Below are 15,687 nucleotides of genomic sequence, written 5' to 3'. Positions count from 1 at the left end.
CTTCGAAGAACAGCTACGCTCGCTGCAACAGTCCGGTGTTGCAACGACCGATTGAACTCGCCCAGTACACCAGCTTCAAGCTGGCCGAGCACCTGGACGCTGCCGACATCGCCGCATCGATCGGCTCCGTCGGCGACGCGTACGACAACGCCCTGATGGAGAGCACGATCGGCCTGTACAAAACCGAGTTGATCAAGCCACAAAGACCCTGGAAGACCCTCTCCCAGGTCGAGCTGGCCACCGCCGAGTGGATCGACTGGTACTGCCACCGACGACTCCACGGTGAGATAGGCCACGTGCCACCCGTTGAGTACGAGACCAACTACTACCTGACAACCATGAAACCCCAGGTCAAAACCATCATCTGAAATCTCTACCGACCCGGGGCGGTTCAGGTCCTGGCGCGGCGTCGGCGGTATCTGCTGGATGGGCGGCCGGTGGAGTTCGCCACCTCCTACCTCCCGTTGGATCTGGCCCGCGATACCCCGATCGCGCAGCCCAATCCTGGTCCCGGCGGAATCTACGCACGGTTGGGGGAACTGGGTCACACCCTCGACCGGTTCGAGGAGGAGGTGCGGGCTCGGATGCCTTCTCCGCAGGAGGTGAGGACGCTGCGGCTGGCGTCCGGTGTGCCGGTCATCCATCTCGTGCGGACGGCCTACGACACCAAGGGCCGAGCCCTGGAGGTCTGCGACACCGTCATGGCGGCCGACGCCTACGTCCTCCACTACCAACTCCCCGCGACATAGCGCGGGGCTGGCGATGCCTCTGGGGCTCAGCCTCCGCAGAGCTTGTACACACCGAGAGGCATACTCGTATAGACGAGTGCGCAAGATGTGTGGCACAGTGGTTCGCGTTCCCCAGTCGAATCCGTCCCGCCAGGGCATCTTGTATAGACAACTAGATGCCCTGGCGGGGACTGACCCAAGGAGAAGAGACCCGTGCGTTCTATCCGAGTGGAGACCTCCACCGCCACGATCCTCCTGACCGAAGCCCCTGAGCCCAAGGTGCGGGACCGTCAGACGGGCGAGATCGCCAAGGACGCCGTCACCGGTGAGGCGCTGATGAAGGTCGGCGTCGTCTACATCGACGAAGGCGAATCCTCGCTCATCCACGTGACCGTGCCCGAGAGCGGCGTGTCCGAGGGGCTGGCGCTCGGCTCGCCGGTCTCGCTGCCCGGCCTGGTGGCCCGGCCGTGGGAGTCGGTGTTCAACGGTCAGCAGCGGCACGGCATCGCCTACCGGGCCGCCGCCGTCACCGCAGGCGCCATGGTCGGTGCGGGGGCCTGAGGTGTCCGAACTGGTGAACCTGCTGGAACTGGGTGGCCCCCTCGTCGCACTCGGCGGCGGGGCCGCCTGGGCCCGCACTCGGCACCCCGCCGTCTACTGGAACACCGTGGGTCTGCCGTTGTCGGTGGGACGACTTCTGACCTCGTACGGCTCGGTGATGGACGCGTGCGGACTGACGGTTGCCCCGTCCCGTCTTCGCACCCTCGCCCTACAGGCGACGAGTCGCCGTGAGGTGCGGCCGGTCGCGCCTCGACGGGGCCTGATCCGACCGACGTCGACAGGGCTCCGGGTACGGCTTCGGCTGGCACCGGGGCAGGAGCCCGCCGACGTCGCCGCGTCCGCCGAACGGCTCCGGCACGCATGGGGAGTCCACGCGGTGTACGTGACACCGGTCAAGCCGGGAGTGGTCGAGCTTCGGCTCGTCGGCTACGACGTGCTCCGGCGGGTCCGGATGCCGAAGTCTGCCCATCCCGCCGAGTTGCTGAAAGTGCCGGTCGCGCTGCGGGAGGACGCTCTGCCGTTCGTCCGCAACTACCTGACCGTTCCGCATCAGCTCGCCCTGGGCGCGACGCTGTCGGGCAAGTCCATGTATCTGCGCACCCTGATCAGCGGACTGGCCCGGCAGCCGGTCGCACTTGCCGGGATCGACTGCAAGCGCGGCGTGGAGCTGGCGCCGTTCGCGCCCCGACTGTCGGCGCTGGCCACCGACCCGACCGAAGCCGCTGAACTGCTACCCGTGCTCGTCAAGGAGATGGAGGACCGCTACGACCTCATCAAGGCCCGGCAGGGCATCGCTCCCGGTACCCCGTACGAAGAGATCACCTCGGACGTCTGGGGGCTGCCGGAGAAGGAACGCCCGGTGCCGGTGGTGCTGTTCGTCGACGAAGTGGCCGAGCTGTTCATGACCGCGACGAAGAAGGACGAGGAACGCCGGGACGAGATGGTCACGCACCTGATTCGGCTCGCCCAGCTCGGGCGGGCTGCGGGGGTCTACCTGGAGGTGTGCGGCCAGCGATTCGGGGCCGAGCTGGGCAAGGGCGCGACCATGCTCCGCGCTCAGCTCACCGGCCGCGTCTGCCACCCGGTCAATGACGAAGCCTCCGCCAAGATGGCCCTCGGCGACATCGCCCCCGAAGCCGTAGGCGCGGCCTGCGCCATCGCCCCGGAGCTGCCGGGCCTCGCTGTGGCGGGTGACACGTCCGGCGGCTGGTCCCGCATCCGCACCCCCTACCTGTCGCTGGGCGACGCCGCCGCCGTCTGCCAGGAGTCGGCGGAGCTGACGCCGTACGTTCCAGCCCTGATGCCGTTCAGGCCCCCGGTGCCTGTCCGTCCGGCAGACGCTCCGCCTGTGCCGCTGACCAAGCCCCGGCCTGTCACGGGCTGACCGCACCACCACGAACCGGTCGGCGCGACCGTTCCCGCGCCCCGTCCCCACCCCGTCATGCCCGAAACCGAGAGGAGGTCCCGCGATGCGCCGTTACCTGGCACGGGTGGACGCCGTACTGATCCAAGCGGTGATCGCCGGTGCCCTGTCCTTCGCCCACCTTCACGACCTGGCCGAAGCCGCCGGACAGCACGGCTGGATGGCATGGGCCTATCCCATTTCCGTCGACCTGCTCCTCGTGGCGGCCTGGCGACGGCTCCGCTCGGGCCGGGCGACGGCTTCCGCCTGGGCCTGGTTCCTGATCGCCCTGGTGGCCTCGCTCGGTGCCAACGTCGCCACCGCCGGGCTGCTCGACCTGGACGACGTTCCGGCGTGGCTCCGCGTCCTCGTGGCCGGATGGCCGGCCGTCGCCTTCCTCGACGGCACGCTGCTGGCTCACAGCCCGGCGACGACGACCGAGGAACCGGCCGGCATCGCACCCGCCCGGACGGCCGAACCGACGGAACACCCGGCCGAGCTGGACGTCGCGCCGCCGCAACCGGCAACGCCGACCGTGCCCGCCGCCCTCGTCGAGCACGCGCGCAAGGTCGCCGCCGCTCACCAGGAACGCACCGGGCAGCCCATCGACGCGGACACCCTCCGCACCCGCCTCGGCGTCCCGCCGGTGCTCGCTCAGCAGATCGTCACCCAACTCGCTTGAAAGGACGCTCGTCATGCCCGCCAACCGTCGCTTTCGCCGCGTGATCCGCATAGGTCCCGTACAGGTCGGCACCGCCTACGACGGTCGGGGCCGTGAGACGCACACCGCCGCGTGCACCGCTCCCCGCTGCGGCTTCTCCGCCGACTACGACTCCCGGGCCGCCGCCGAACTGGCCGCCCGAACCCACCGCTGCCGCGTCGCCTGACAGGAGCTCCGACGTGACCATCTCCCTGCCGCTCGTCCTGGTCCTGGGTGTCATCGCCTGGGCGGGCGTCAAGTTCCTCGGCGTCCGCATGTGGGTCGTCGTCGTGATCGCCCTCTTCGGCTTCTACCTCAGCCAGACGTTCCTGGCCCCCGCCATCGACACCGGCACCCGCACGGGAGTCGACGTCTTCAACGGCACGACCAACGAGTGAGAGGACACCAGACCATGCTGTTCCGCCCCCAGCTCCCCAGCGCTCCGCGTCCCACGCTGGTCCGCCACGCCGAAGCGGCGTCCCCCTGCGGATGTCAGCACGCCCCGACGCCCGTTCGCCCGTCGACCGGCTCGCTGCTGGCGTCCCCGCGCACGGGCGCCGTGGCCGCCGTGCTCCTGGGCGGCGTCGTGCTGACCGCGCTCCTGGCGGCCGTCGCCGTGACCGCCCTGTCCGTCGCGGTCGCCACCGTCGTCCTGCGCTCGCTGCTGGCCTCACAGCGTCGCCGCTGAGCGGCCCACCGGGGCGGTCTCGATACCGCCAAGCATCCACCGCCCCGGCAGGCCCGGCCCCTCGTCCCGCCGAAGCAAGACAAGGAGAGTCACCATCTTCCCCCGCGACACCACCCCGCCGCCTGCCGAGCTGGGCCGACTCGCCGCGTACGGGCAGCTGCCCGGCCTTGTGCGACAGCTCGGCAGCCTCGGCGGCTGCATCCGTCCCGTTCGCCTGGCCGGACACCGCACGGAACATCACCTCGACACCACCACGGGTGAGATCGGCTCCGTGGTGCACCGCCTGGACTCGGCCACGATGCCCGCCGGTCAGCTCCTCGTCCGCTGCAACAACCGCCGGGCCACCCGCTGCCGGACCTGCGCCGAGACGTACCGGCGTGACACCTACCACCTCATCACTGCCGGACTCCGGGGCGGCAAGGGCGTTCCGGAAGACGTCTCCGCACATCCGCGCGTCTTCGCCACCTTCACCGCCCCCGGCTTCGGCCCGGTGCACAATCGACCGAGCAACCGTCCGGCCTGCCGCTGCGGCGTCGTCCACGCGCCGGACGACCCGGTCCTCGGGACGCCGCTGGCCCCGGAGCGCTACGACTACGAAGCCGCGGTGCTGTGGAACGCGCACGCCGGGGCGCTGTGGCGGCGGTTCTCCATCTACCTCCGTCGGGAGATCGCCAAGCGAGCCGGACTGACACAGCGCGCGTTCCGCCGCTTCGCCCGGGTGTCCTTCGCCAAGGTCGCCGAGTACCAGCGGCGCGGAGCCGTCCACTTCCATGCCGTGATTCGCCTCGACGGGCCGGACGGTGGCTCGACCCCGCCGCCGCACTGGGCCTCCGCCGAGCTGCTGACCGACGCCATTCGGGCGGCCGCCCGCGCTGCCGTGGTGGCAGGCCCGACGGTGGACGGGCGGGAGCACTCGTTCGTCTTCGGGCGCCAGCTCGACGTGCGGGTCATCCGCTCCGCCGACTTCGAGGGCGGTACCGAGCTGACCGACCGGGCCGTGGCGGGCTACATCGCCAAGTACGCCACCAAAGGAGCCGAGACGGCCACCGGCACGCTCGACCGCCGCATCCGGCTCCTGGCCGAGCTGGCGCACGCTGACGTCACCGATCACGCACGCCGCATGATCCGCACGTGCTGGGAGCTGGGCGCCCGTCAGGACCTCGAACACCTCCGGCTCCGTGCCTGGGCCCACATGCTCGGCTTTCGCGGGCACTTCTCCACCAAGACCCGCCGCTACTCGACCACGCTCACGACCCTCCGTGAGGCACGGGCCGAGTGGCGACGCCTCCAAGCCGCCCTCGCGCACGGCGACGACGGCCAGGAGCAGACAGCCCCGACGCTCGTCCTCGCCCACTGGTCCTACGCCGGTTCCGGGCTCACCGACGGCGAACGCTGGCTCACCGACGTCCTACATGCGGAACGCACGGAAGGAGACACCTGATGGACCGACTGCTCACCGTGGAGGAAGTGGCCGAGCGACTGGGCACGTCGGTCCGCTTCCCCCGGCGGCTGATCGCTGAGCGGCGCATCACCTTCGTCAAGGTCGGTCGGCATGTCCGTATCCCGGAGGACGCGCTGACCGGCTTCGTGACGGCCCACACGGTGATGCCGGTGCGTCGACGGCCCGGTCGCTACCGGAGGGCCGCCTGATGGGCAACAAGAAGGGCACCCGTCGCCGCTTCGGCTCCGTCCGGCAGTACCGCTCCGGCCGCTGGACCGCCAGCTATCCGGGGCCCGACGGGCTGGAACGCCGGTTGCCCGAGACGTTCGCCACGAAGACCGACGCAGAGATCTGGCTCTCCCAGGCCGAGGCCGACCTCACACGCGGGGACTGGCAGGACCCGAACGCGGGAGCGGTGGCGTTCAAGGAGTACGCCTGGCAGTGGATCGATGAGCGGGGCCTCGCGCCGACGACGGATGAGCTGTACCGGCGCCTCCTGCGGCTGCACCTCCTGCCGACGTTCGAGGCGCTGGACCTGGACGAGATCACGGCGCCTCGGGTGCGCACATGGCGGACGGAACGGCTGGCGGCTACGGGGGCGACGACGGTTGCCAAGGCGTACCGACTGCTGAAAGCCATCATGGAGACGGCCGTTGACGACGAACTGATCCGCCGGAACCCGTGCCGCATCAAGGGCGCGGGCAAGGAGTCGGCGGCTGAGCGGCAGATCGCCACCGTGGGTCAGGTCGACGCCTTGGCGGACGCGCTGGGGCCGCGTTGGCGGTTGATGGTCTATCTCGGGGCGTACGGACAGCTGCGGCCCGAGGAGCTGGCGGAGCTGCGGCGGAAGGACGTCGACCTGGACACGATGACGGTCCGGGTCCGGAAGGCGGCCCCGGAACTGAACACGGGCCGGCGGGCGCCCGGGGACACGAAGTCGTGGGCGGGGCGTCGCACGGTGGCCCTGCCCGCCTTTCTGCGGACGGATTTGCGGCGGCATCTCGACTGGTATGCCGAGAAGGGGCCGGACGGCCTGCTGTTCGTGGGGGAGAAGGGCAAGCCGTTCCGGTGCACCACCTTCGGGCGGAAGTGGCGCAGGGCACGCGTCCTGGCGGGCCTTCCGGAGTCCTTCCGGTTCTACGACCTCCGGCATACCGGGCACACGTTGGCGACGCGGGCCGGGGCGACGCTGAAGGACACGATGGTGCGGGCCGGGGCGACGCTGAAGGACACGATGGTGCGGGCCGGGCAGTCGACGGAGCGGGCGGCGCTGATCTACCAGCACTCGGACGACGGTCGTCAGCAGGAGGTGGCCGGTGGGCTCGACAGGCTGGTGCGCGGGGAGCGGAGCAAGGACGGTGCGGGGGCTTCTGGTGCGGATCTGGTGCAGGACGCTTAGGGCGGTCTAGACAACGAGTAAGGCCCAGGTCGGTGACCTGGGCCTTCGTGGTGGAGCGGGCGACGGGAATCGAACCCGCGCTATAAGCTTGGGAAGCTCATGTTCTACCATTAAACTACGCCCGCGTGAGTCAAGTGCCCTGGTGGGCGGCTTGCTCGTCGCGGGTTACTGTACCTCATCACGGACCTCCGGCGCACAGGCCGCGGGGTCCGTCGTCGTGTGCGGCGGGGGTGCCGTGGGGGGTGCCGGGCGGGCGTACGGTGGGTGGGGTGTCGTGGGGCCGGTGGGGCCCGATACGTCCCCTAGGGTGGCCTTCGTCCTCGCGTCGTCCACGCAATTGGGGAGAGTGAGCGATGGAGTCCACCGTCGTGCGCTGTGCCGAGGGGCACGAGTTCAGCACCAGCACGTTTCCGATGCAGCAGCTCGGCAGCGAGCGCATCGGGCCGGGGCGGTTGCTGCGGTGTCCGCGGTGCGCGCGGCTGCGGCAGGCGGTTCCGGTGAAGGGTGCGGTCCGGCACTGAGCGGGCCGGACGGCCGCGTGTGCCGTGCGCCGTGTGCGTGACGTGACGCGCGGGCGGGGCCGGGCCCGATTGGGTCGGGTCCCGCCCGTGCGCGTAACCTCGGCACCGTGCTTCTCTCAGACAAGGACATCCGGGCCGAAATCGACGCGGGCCGGGTACGGATCGAGCCGTACGACGCGGCGCTCGTGCAACCGTCGAGCATCGACGTCCGGATGGACCGGTTCTTCCGGGTGTTCGAGAACCACCGCTACCCGCACATCGACCCGGCCGTCGAGCAGCCGGACCTCACGCGGCTCATCGAGCCGGAGGGCGACGAGCCGTTCATCCTGCACCCCGGGGAGTTCGTGCTCGCCTCGACGTTCGAGGTGGTGACGCTGCCCGAGGACATCGCCTCGCGGCTGGAGGGGAAGAGCTCGCTCGGCCGCCTCGGGCTGCTGACGCACTCCACGGCCGGGTTCATCGACCCGGGGTTCTCCGGCCACGTGACGCTGGAGCTCAGCAACGTCGCGACGCTGCCGATCAAGCTGTGGCCCGGGATGAAGATCGGCCAACTGTGCATGTTCCGGCTGACGTCGCCCGCCGAGTTCCCGTACGGCTCGCCGCAGTACGGGTCGCGCTACCAGAACCAGCGCGGGCCCACGCCCTCGCGCTCCTTCCTGAACTTCCACCGGTCCCAGGTGTGAGGACGCACGGCATGAGTGACACGCGCGAGAACCTGACGTACGAGGGCTTCGGCCGCGCGGTGCGCGAGCTGGCCCGGATGGTCGCGGACGACGGGTTCGCACCGGACCTGATCCTGTCGGTCGCCCGCGGTGGCGTGTTCGTCGCCGGCGGCCTGGCGTACGCGCTGGACTGCAAGAACCTGCACCTGGTCAACGTCGAGTTCTACACCGGCGTGGGCACGACACTCCCGATGCCGGTGATGCTGGCGCCGGTGCCGAACGTCGTCGACTTCTCGCAGAAGAAGGTGCTGATCGCGGACGACGTCGCCGACAGCGGGAAGACGCTGAAGCTCATCCACGACTTCTGCGCGGGCCACGTCGCGGACGTGCGCAGCGCGGTGGTCTACGAGAAGCCGCAGTCGCTGGTCAAGTGTGAGTACGTGTGGAAGCACACGGAAGAGTGGATCAACTTCCCGTGGAGCGTCGACCCGCCCGTGGTGCGGCGCCCCGGGCAGGTGCTGGACTCCTGACCCTGCGCGCCGTGCGGCGCCGGGCCGCGTGGCGCCGGGGCGCGCGGTGCCGGGGCGCGTGGCGCTCCGTCGTGCGGTGCCGCACCGTGTGGCGCCGGGCTGCACTGGTGCCCTCTGCCGTGTGGCGCCGGGTTGAGTGACGCCCCGATGTGTGGCGCCCCGAAGTTTGTGGCGCCGGGCCGTGTGGTGTCCGGTCGTACGGTGCCCGGGCGCGCGGCCCGGGTGGCGTCCCGGCGTGTGGTGTCCGGCGTGTGGCGCCCCGGTGTGTGGTGTCCGGGTGGGCCCCGGCGTGCAGTCCCGGGCTGGGTGGGCCTCGGGCGTGCGGTGACGGGCTGGGTGGGCCCCGGTGTGTGGTGCCGGGTCGTGTGGGGCCCGGGCGTGCGGGCCCGCGTGGTATCCGGCCGTGTGGCGCCGACCCGTGTGGTATCCCGCCGAGTGGTGCCGGGCTGCGTGGCCCGGGACGTGTGTCGCCTCGTCGTGTGGCGTGCGGGTGGGGCGGGGGCGGGAGGGTGAGCGTTGGGGTGGGGTTCACTCGGAACGGTGGTTTGGGCGGGGGGCCGGATGGGGCCGGGGCCCAGGGGTAGGGCTGGGCCGTCCGGGTCGCGCACCTGCCGGGAGAGGTTCCGTGTCACAGCCCTTCGTCCTGCCCGAGTTCTACACGCCGTACCCCGCACGGCTGAGTCCGCACGTCGACGCCGCGCGGGCCCACTCCACCGAGTGGGCCCGGCGCATGGGGATGCTGGAGGGTTCGGGCATCTGGAACCAGTCGGATCTCGACGCGCACGACTACGCCCTGCTGTGCGGCTACACCCATCCCGACGCCTCCGAGGAGGCGCTCGCCCTGGTCACCGACTGGTACGTGTGGGTGTTCTTCTTCGACGACCACTTCCTGGAGTGCTTCAAGCGGTCGCAGGACCGCGCGGGCGGCAAGGCGTACCTGGACCGGCTGCCCGCGTTCATGCCGATGGACCTCTCCGTCGGCGTGCCCGAGCCGGAGAACCCGGTCGAGGCCGGGTTGGCGGACCTGTGGGCGCGCACCGTCCCCGCGATGTCGCCGCAGTGGCGCGCCCGCTTCGCGGAGAGCACCGAGAACCTGCTCAACGAGTCGCTGTGGGAGCTGTCCAACATCAACATCGGGCGGGTGCCGAACCCGGTCGAGTACATCGAGATGCGCCGCAAGGTCGGCGGCGCCCCGTGGTCGGCGGGGCTGGTGGAGTACGCGGCCCGGGCCGAGGTCCCGGCGGCCGTCGCCGGCTCGCGGCCGCTGCGCGTGCTGCGCGACACCTTCTCGGACGGCGTCCACCTGCGCAACGACCTGTTCTCCTACGAGCGCGAGACGCGGGACGAGGGGGAGCTGAGCAACGGCGTGCTGGTGCTGGAGCACTTCCTCGGCTGCTCCACCCAGGAGGCCGCCGACGCCGTGGGCGACCTGCTCACCTCGCGCATCCAGCAGTTCGAGAACACCGCGCTCACCGAGGTGGCCCCGCTGTGCGCCGAGCACGGGCTGGCCCCGGCGGAGACGGCGCGGGTGGCGGCGTACGTCAAGGGGTTGCAGGACTGGCAGTCCGGCGGTCACGAGTGGCACCTGCGCTCCAGCCGGTACATGAACGAGGGCGCCGCCGCCTCCGGTTCCACCGTGCCCTCCGGGCTGTCGCTGGTGCCGACGGGGCTGGGCACGGCGGCCGCGAACCTCCGGCTGACGACCGCGCGAGCGGAGGCCGCGCGCGCCCGCACCTACACCCACGTCCCGTTCCAGCGGGTGGGCCCGTCGCGGCTGCCGGACTTCGACATCCCCTTCCCGGCCCGGCTCAGCCCGCACGTCGACGAGGCGCGCACGCACTGCGTTCAGTGGGCGGGCCGCATGGGCATGCTCCAGCCGCAGCCGGGCGTGCCCGCGTCCGACGTGTGGACGGCCGAGCGCCTGGCGGGCTTCGACTTCCCGCTCTGCGCCGCCGGAATCGCCCCCGACTCCAGCGCGGACGAGCTCAACCTGGCCTCCTGCTGGCTCACCTGGGGCACCTACGGGGACGACTACTACCCCGTCGTCTTCGGCGCCCCGCGCGACCTGCTGACGGCCAAGGCGCAGACGGAGCGCTTCAAGCTGTTCATGCCGGTCGAGGACGGCGCCGTGCCCGCGGCCGTGCCCGGCAACGCGCTGGAGCGGGGGCTGGCCGACCTGTGGGCGCGCACGGCCGGGCCGCTGCCGGAGCCCGACCGCCGCCAGTTCCGGGCCTCGGTGGAGCGGATGACGGAGAGCTGGCTGTGGGAGCTGGCCAACCAGGCGCAGAACCGCGTCCCCGACCCGGTGGACTACCTGGAGATGCGCCGCCTGACGTTCGGCTCCGACATGACGATGAGCCTGTGCCGCCTGCGCCGCGGGCTGACGGTCTCCGACGCCGTCTACCGCAGCGGCACCGTGCGCTCGCTGGAGAACGCCGCCGCCGACTACGCCTGCCTGCTCAACGACGTCTTCTCGTACCAGAAGGAGATCGAGGTCGAGGGCGAGATGCACAACGGCGTGCTGGTGGTGCAGCGCTTCTTCGACGTCGACTACCCCACGGGGCTGCGCATCGTGGACGACCTGATGCGGTCGCGCATGAGCCAGTTCCAGCACGTTTCCGCCAGCGAGATCCCGGTGCTCTGCGACGACCTGGGGCTGGACGCGGGCGAGCGCGCCGCCCTCGCCGGGTACGTGCGGGACCTGGAGAACTGGATCTCCGGCATCCACGTCTGGCACCGCGACTGCGTGCGGTACAAGGAGGAGGACCTGCACAGCCCCTTCCGGCCGCCCGTGCCCACCGGTCTGGGGACGTCGGCGGTCCGGCTGGCCCCCTCGCTCCCCCCGCTCGCCGTGCCGTCGATGCCACCGCGCCCCGTGCCGGACGCCGATGCGCCGGCCGGTGCGGGCCCGGCGGCCGGTGCGGGCCCGGCGGCCGGGGTGCCCGGGCCGCCGCCGGTGGCGGTGGGCACCGTCGGCGGGCCGGGCCCGGCGGGCGGGGCCGGGTAATCCGCTCGCGCCGGGCGGGCGCGGCGGTGAGGATGCGGGCATGCGCGCCCACGTCACGCTGCGCCCGCTCGACGCGGAGCTGCTCCCCGCCCTGCTGGACGCCGCCGTCGCCGACGCCGAGCCCGCGGAGGTCATGCCCCCGGTGCCCGGTCCGCCGGGGTGGACGGACGCACGCCGCGCCGCGTTCACCCGGTTCCACCGGGGCCGGTGCCACGGGCTGGCACCCGACCCGGTGGAGTGGACGTACGCGGTGCTGTGCGCCGGCCGGGTGGTGGGGGCCGCGCGGCTGTGCCCGGTCCCGGAGGAGGGGGACGGTGTGCTGGAGGCGGGGCTGTGGCTGGGCCGCACCGCGCGCGGCGCGGGCGTCGGCGGCGCCGCCCTGCACCGCCTGCTCGACCGCACCCGGGCACTGGGCGGGCGGTGGGTGCTGGCGCGCACCACGTCCGGCAACGCGGCCGCGTGCCGGGCGCTGAACCGGCTGGGCGGCGCGCTGACGACGGGGCGGGCGCCCGGGGACGCGAGGGACGCGACGGACGTGACGGACGTGACGGACGCGACCGGGGGTGACGCCGACGCCGTGGTGGCGTGGTTCGAGCTCCCGCCACCGGGGTAGCGCACCCGCGCCCCGCCCCCCGCCCGCAGCGCGCCCCCCGACGCCCGCCCCGCCGCCCGCCTCCGGGTCAGGGCCGGGCGTCGAGCCGGTGGCGGAGGCCGCCGTCGGGGCCGAAGACGTCGAGGAGGTACCCCTGCCCCAGCTCCAGTCGCTCCTCGTCCCGGAGGAACGCGGTGACGGAGTCGCGCAGGTCCTGGAACTCCTCGGCGCCCCGGGCCTCGTCCTCGCGCGTCCACACCGTGATCAGGGGGACGCCGCCCGGGCCCGCGGTGTGCTGGAGTCCGTGAACGTCGCGGAGGCCGCCGTCCTGCTGGTAGCGCTCGGCCAGCCGGGCGGCCGCGTCGGGCGCGGCGGTGCTGGTGCTGGTGGTGGTGGGGCCGGGGAGGGAGGACGCCTGGGCGTCGGGGACGGCTTCGGTCGTCCGGCAGCCGGTCAGCACGAGGGCGGCGGCGATGCCGGCGAGGCACGCCAGGCGCGCGGCGGGGGCCAGGGGAGTCATGGGCGCCATCCTGGCAGCCGGGTGCCGTGGCCCGGGGTTCGCCCCGTCGTTTTCGGTCAGCGGTCAACTCCCGCTGCGCGGAGGGTTCCCAGCACGGTTACCTGCGAGTACAACCTCCCTGACCGTGACGTCTGCGCGAGGGAGTCCCCATGGCACGTGGAAGACCAGGACGGGTGTGGGCGGTGGCGGCCGCCGCGCTCGCGCTGCTGGCCACCTCGGCCCCCGCCGCGACGGCCGCCGATCCCGCCGGCCCCACCGCCCCGGCCGCCGCGTCGGCCGCCGCCGCGCCCGGTGGCGCGGGGCGGCCCGCGCCGCTGCGGCCCGAGCTGGAGACCCTCCGGGCGGCCGAGGCGGTGGAGCTGTACGGCGACCCGGCCGTCCGCCCGGTGGCGGAGCGCAAGACCTCGCTGATCTCCCTGGGGGACAGCGAGATCAGCGGCGAGGGCGTGGGCACCTACGAACCGGGCACCGACGGCCCGGACAACTGGTGCCACCGCTCGCCGGACGCCGCCATCCACCGCACCGGGATCGACGCGGACGTGACCTACAACGCCGCCTGCTCCGGGGCCTCGACGGTCAACGTCCGCATCGGCGGCACCCCGCAGTACGCGGACGAGCTGGTGCAGAGCGACAGCCTGGCCATCGCGGCGCGCAACACGCGGCTGGAACTCGTCCTCCTGGTCGTCGGCGCCAACGACGACCTGCGCTTCGGGCCGGTGATCACCGACTGCGTCACCCGCTGGTTCACCTTCCAGGGCCCGTGCGAGCCGAAGTACGCGCCCGGCTGGCAGGAGCGCGTGGACGGCCTGGTGCCCAAGGTGACGGCCACCGTCGGCGACCTGCGCACCGTCATGCGGGAGGCGGGCTACGCCGACGGTGACTACGACCTCGTCGTCATGAGCTACCCGAGCCCCATCGGGCCCGACATCCGCGACAACCCCCGCTTCCCGGGCAAGATCCCCGGCGGCTGCACGGGGTACACCCCCGACTCCCGGTGGGCCCGGGACGGCGCCGTGCCGCCCTTCCAGGATGGTCTGCGCTCCGCCGCCCGCCAGTCCGGCGCGACCTACCTGGACGCGTCCCGGCTCTTCCACGGCCACGAGGTGTGCATGGAGAACCCGTTCGCGCGCGGCCTCACCGTCGACCTGACGAACCCCTTCCCGCCGGACGCCAACTCCGTGCGGCAGTCCTTCCACCCCAACCACCGCGGGCACGGCGCCTTCGCCTCGTGCCTGACGCAACTGGCGGCCTCCGGGCTGCGCGAGGCGTCCTGCGCCGACCCGGACGGCGGTGGCGAGCCGCGGCTGTACCCGGGCGCGTGGGACGACGCGTTCGCCCCGCTGCGCCACGCCGCGACCGGCGCCTGCCTGGACGCCGACGGGGCGGCCAGCGCCAACGGCACGGCGGTGCGCGGCTGGACGTGCCACGGCGGGCGCAACCAGGGCTGGTGGCACGATCCGGCCGGGCAGCGCGTCCACACGGAGCTGACGCACGACCGCTGCCTGGACGTGCCCGGCGGCCGGTACGCGGCCGGCACCGGCCTGACGCTGTGGAACTGCCACGCGGGGGAGAACCAGCGCTTCGTGCGGGAGGGCGGCACGCTGCGCCCGACCGCCGCCCCGGACCTGTGCGTCACCCTCGGCTCGGCGACGGCCCCGGCCCGCCTCCAGCCGTGCGACGGCTCACCGGCCCAGCGCTTCGCCTGACCCGCGGCGGGCGCGGGGCGGACCCGCGACCGGGCGTGGGACGGACCCGCGACCGGGCGTGGGACGGCGGCGGCGCGCCCCCGTCCCGCGCCCGCTACAGCGTGCCGAGCTTGATCAGGAACAGCAGGGCCAGGAGCTGGATCGAGGAGGCGCCCAGCGCGCGCGGCCAGGGCAGGTCGTGGGAGCGGCTGACCATCGCGGTGAACAGCGCGCCCGCCGCGACCCAGGTGAGCCATCCCAGCACCTGGACGAACGGCGCGTCGCCACCGAGGAAGAAGGCGAACAGCAGCCGGGGCGCGTCGGTGAGGGAGGCGATCAGCATCGCCAGGCCCACGGTGGGCGCCCAGGCGCCCGTCCCGCCGAACTGGCGGGCCAGCGCGTGGGTCACGGAGCCGAGGACGAGCGCGGACAGCACGACGGCGACGCCGGTCATCAGCACGAACGGCACGGCGGTGGACAGCGTGGAGCTGAGCACCTCCTCGCGCGGCTCGTCGAGCCCGAAGACGGCCAGCAGCCCGTAGAGGAAGGTGACGGTGACGGCGGGGCCCCACACGGTGTGGTCGCGCATCTGCCAGAACGTGGCGTTGGGGCGGAGCACCAGGCCGCTCAGCAACTGCTTCCACGGCAGCCGGGGGCCCGCGGGCGGTCCGCCCTGGCGCCCGGCCGCGTACGTCGAGCCGCTGCCGTAGTCGTCGCCCTCGCCGGGGTGGCCCGGCGGTACGCCGTCGGGGTCGCCGAAGGTGAACTGGCGGGTGTGGCCCGGAGCGTCGGCGTACGGGTCGGCGGCGGGCCCGCCCAGGTACTCGGGCTCGCCGGGGCCGTACCCGTGGCCGTACCCGTGGTCGCGGCCGTCCGGGGCGGGGGCACCGGGGGCGCCGCCCCGGCCCCAGGTCACGCCCGGCTGCCCGTACGGCGCCTGCCCGGGCCCACCGTGCGGCGGCCGGCCGTAGGGGTCCTGGCCGTACGGTGACTGCACGGGCCGGCCGTACGGCGGCTGTCCCGGCCCCGCGCCGGGGACCGCGCCCGGCCCCGGGGAGCCCGGGGAGGCGGGCGGGTACTGCCCCTGCTGCCCCTGCTGTCCCTGCTGTGCGTTCTGCGGGTGCCGGCCGCGTCCGATCCTGAATCCAGCCACGCCGTCGAACGTACCGCGTCCCGGCGGCGGGTGGGGCCACGGGCGGCGGCCGCGGCGGCCTTGTGGCCGGTTCGGTACATCCCGTAGGTGGGGCGCCC

At 72.9% G+C, this 15,687-nt stretch carries 18 protein-coding genes, 1 tRNA gene and 1 pseudogene; 17 read left to right on the top strand and 3 right to left on the bottom strand.

The window, feature by feature from the left end:
- The 11 genes and pseudogenes from OSB71_RS23625 to OSB71_RS23575 form a co-directional block, all read left to right on the top strand.
- Window positions 1-368: integrase core domain-containing protein (locus OSB71_RS23625; protein WP_265950840.1), on the top strand; the 368-nt coding region annotated here is incomplete at its 5' end.
- 9 nt (window positions 369-377) lie between these two features.
- Window positions 378-749: pseudogene (locus OSB71_RS23620) on the top strand (UTRA domain-containing protein); the annotation flags it as partial.
- Window positions 750-941: 192 nt separating this feature from the next.
- Window positions 942-1,289 carry an SCO3933 family regulatory protein gene (locus OSB71_RS23615; protein WP_265950839.1) on the top strand — a complete coding sequence of 116 codons (348 nt, stop codon included), beginning with the start codon at window positions 942-944 and terminating at the stop codon, window positions 1,287-1,289.
- Window position 1,290: 1 nt separating this feature from the next.
- Window positions 1,291-2,673: an FtsK/SpoIIIE domain-containing protein gene (locus OSB71_RS23610; protein WP_265950838.1), complete on the top strand. Its 1,383-nt coding sequence runs from the start codon at window positions 1,291-1,293 to the stop codon at window positions 2,671-2,673.
- A gap of 85 nt (window positions 2,674-2,758) precedes the next feature.
- Window positions 2,759-3,373 carry a DUF2637 domain-containing protein gene (locus OSB71_RS23605; RefSeq protein WP_265950837.1) on the top strand — a complete coding sequence of 205 codons (615 nt, stop codon included), beginning with the start codon at window positions 2,759-2,761 and terminating at the stop codon, window positions 3,371-3,373.
- Window positions 3,374-3,386: 13 nt separating this feature from the next.
- Complete coding sequence (locus tag OSB71_RS23600) at window positions 3,387-3,578, top strand: mobile element transfer protein (RefSeq protein ID WP_265950836.1); 192 nt, start codon at window positions 3,387-3,389, stop codon at window positions 3,576-3,578.
- Between the two features lie 13 nt (window positions 3,579-3,591).
- Window positions 3,592-3,789 carry a hypothetical protein gene (locus tag OSB71_RS23595; RefSeq protein WP_265950835.1) on the top strand — a complete coding sequence of 66 codons (198 nt, stop codon included), beginning with the start codon at window positions 3,592-3,594 and terminating at the stop codon, window positions 3,787-3,789.
- 17 nt (window positions 3,790-3,806) lie between these two features.
- Window positions 3,807-4,079, top strand: a complete 273-nt coding sequence (locus tag OSB71_RS23590; protein ID WP_416237317.1) for a SpdD protein — start codon at window positions 3,807-3,809, stop codon at window positions 4,077-4,079.
- 169 nt (window positions 4,080-4,248) lie between these two features.
- Window positions 4,249-5,520 (top strand): replication initiator, encoded by a 1,272-nt coding sequence (locus OSB71_RS23585; protein ID WP_265950833.1) that lies wholly within the window; start codon window positions 4,249-4,251, stop codon window positions 5,518-5,520.
- Window positions 5,520-5,729, top strand: coding sequence for a helix-turn-helix domain-containing protein (locus OSB71_RS23580; RefSeq protein WP_265950832.1), 210 nt, complete (start codon window positions 5,520-5,522; stop codon window positions 5,727-5,729). Before OSB71_RS23585 ends, OSB71_RS23580 begins: the two co-directional genes overlap by 1 nt.
- Window positions 5,729-6,919, top strand: coding sequence for a tyrosine-type recombinase/integrase (locus OSB71_RS23575; RefSeq protein WP_265950831.1), 1,191 nt, complete (start codon window positions 5,729-5,731; stop codon window positions 6,917-6,919). The genes OSB71_RS23580 and OSB71_RS23575 overlap by 1 nt, the downstream gene beginning before the upstream one ends.
- A 51-nt stretch (window positions 6,920-6,970) precedes the next feature.
- On the opposite strand, the gene OSB71_RS23570 is transcribed toward OSB71_RS23575, so the two are convergent.
- Window positions 6,971-7,044 (bottom strand) — tRNA-Gly (locus tag OSB71_RS23570).
- Window positions 7,045-7,272: 228 nt separating this feature from the next.
- Between OSB71_RS23570 and OSB71_RS23565 the strand changes: the two genes are divergently transcribed.
- From OSB71_RS23565 to OSB71_RS23545, 5 genes are all read left to right on the top strand, one after another.
- Window positions 7,273-7,440, top strand: coding sequence for a hypothetical protein (locus tag OSB71_RS23565; RefSeq protein WP_265950830.1), 168 nt, complete (start codon window positions 7,273-7,275; stop codon window positions 7,438-7,440).
- A 107-nt stretch (window positions 7,441-7,547) separates the two neighbouring features.
- Window positions 7,548-8,123, top strand: a complete 576-nt coding sequence (gene dcd, locus OSB71_RS23560; RefSeq protein WP_265950829.1) for a dCTP deaminase — start codon at window positions 7,548-7,550, stop codon at window positions 8,121-8,123.
- 11 nt (window positions 8,124-8,134) lie between these two features.
- A complete protein-coding gene (locus OSB71_RS23555; protein WP_265950828.1) occupies window positions 8,135-8,632 on the top strand; it encodes a phosphoribosyltransferase in 498 nt (165 codons plus the stop codon).
- 625 nt (window positions 8,633-9,257) lie between these two features.
- The gene (locus OSB71_RS23550; protein ID WP_265950827.1) at window positions 9,258-11,639 is read left to right on the top strand and encodes a terpene synthase family protein; all 2,382 of its coding nucleotides are present in this window, start codon (window positions 9,258-9,260) and stop codon (window positions 11,637-11,639) included.
- Window positions 11,640-11,679: 40 nt separating this feature from the next.
- Window positions 11,680-12,252, top strand: coding sequence for a GNAT family N-acetyltransferase (locus OSB71_RS23545; protein WP_265950826.1), 573 nt, complete (start codon window positions 11,680-11,682; stop codon window positions 12,250-12,252).
- 67 nt (window positions 12,253-12,319) lie between these two features.
- On the opposite strand, the gene OSB71_RS23540 is transcribed toward OSB71_RS23545, so the two are convergent.
- Complete coding sequence (locus tag OSB71_RS23540; protein WP_265950825.1) at window positions 12,320-12,751, bottom strand: hypothetical protein; 432 nt, start codon at window positions 12,749-12,751, stop codon at window positions 12,320-12,322.
- Between the two features lie 149 nt (window positions 12,752-12,900).
- Between OSB71_RS23540 and OSB71_RS23535 the strand changes: the two genes are divergently transcribed.
- Window positions 12,901-14,457, top strand: a complete 1,557-nt coding sequence (locus OSB71_RS23535) for a ricin-type beta-trefoil lectin domain protein (protein ID WP_265950824.1) — start codon at window positions 12,901-12,903, stop codon at window positions 14,455-14,457.
- 94 nt (window positions 14,458-14,551) lie between these two features.
- On the opposite strand, the gene OSB71_RS23530 is transcribed toward OSB71_RS23535, so the two are convergent.
- A complete protein-coding gene (locus OSB71_RS23530; RefSeq protein ID WP_265950823.1) occupies window positions 14,552-15,589 on the bottom strand; it encodes a Yip1 family protein in 1,038 nt (345 codons plus the stop codon).
- Window positions 15,590-15,687: the final 98 nt, after the last annotated feature.

It is taken from the genome of Streptomyces marinisediminis, from assembly GCF_026262575.1.
Lineage (GTDB): Bacteria > Actinomycetota > Actinomycetes > Streptomycetales > Streptomycetaceae > Streptomyces > Streptomyces marinisediminis.
Note: the sequence above shows the minus strand (reverse complement) of the source record. Positions and strands in the feature narration are given on the sequence as shown.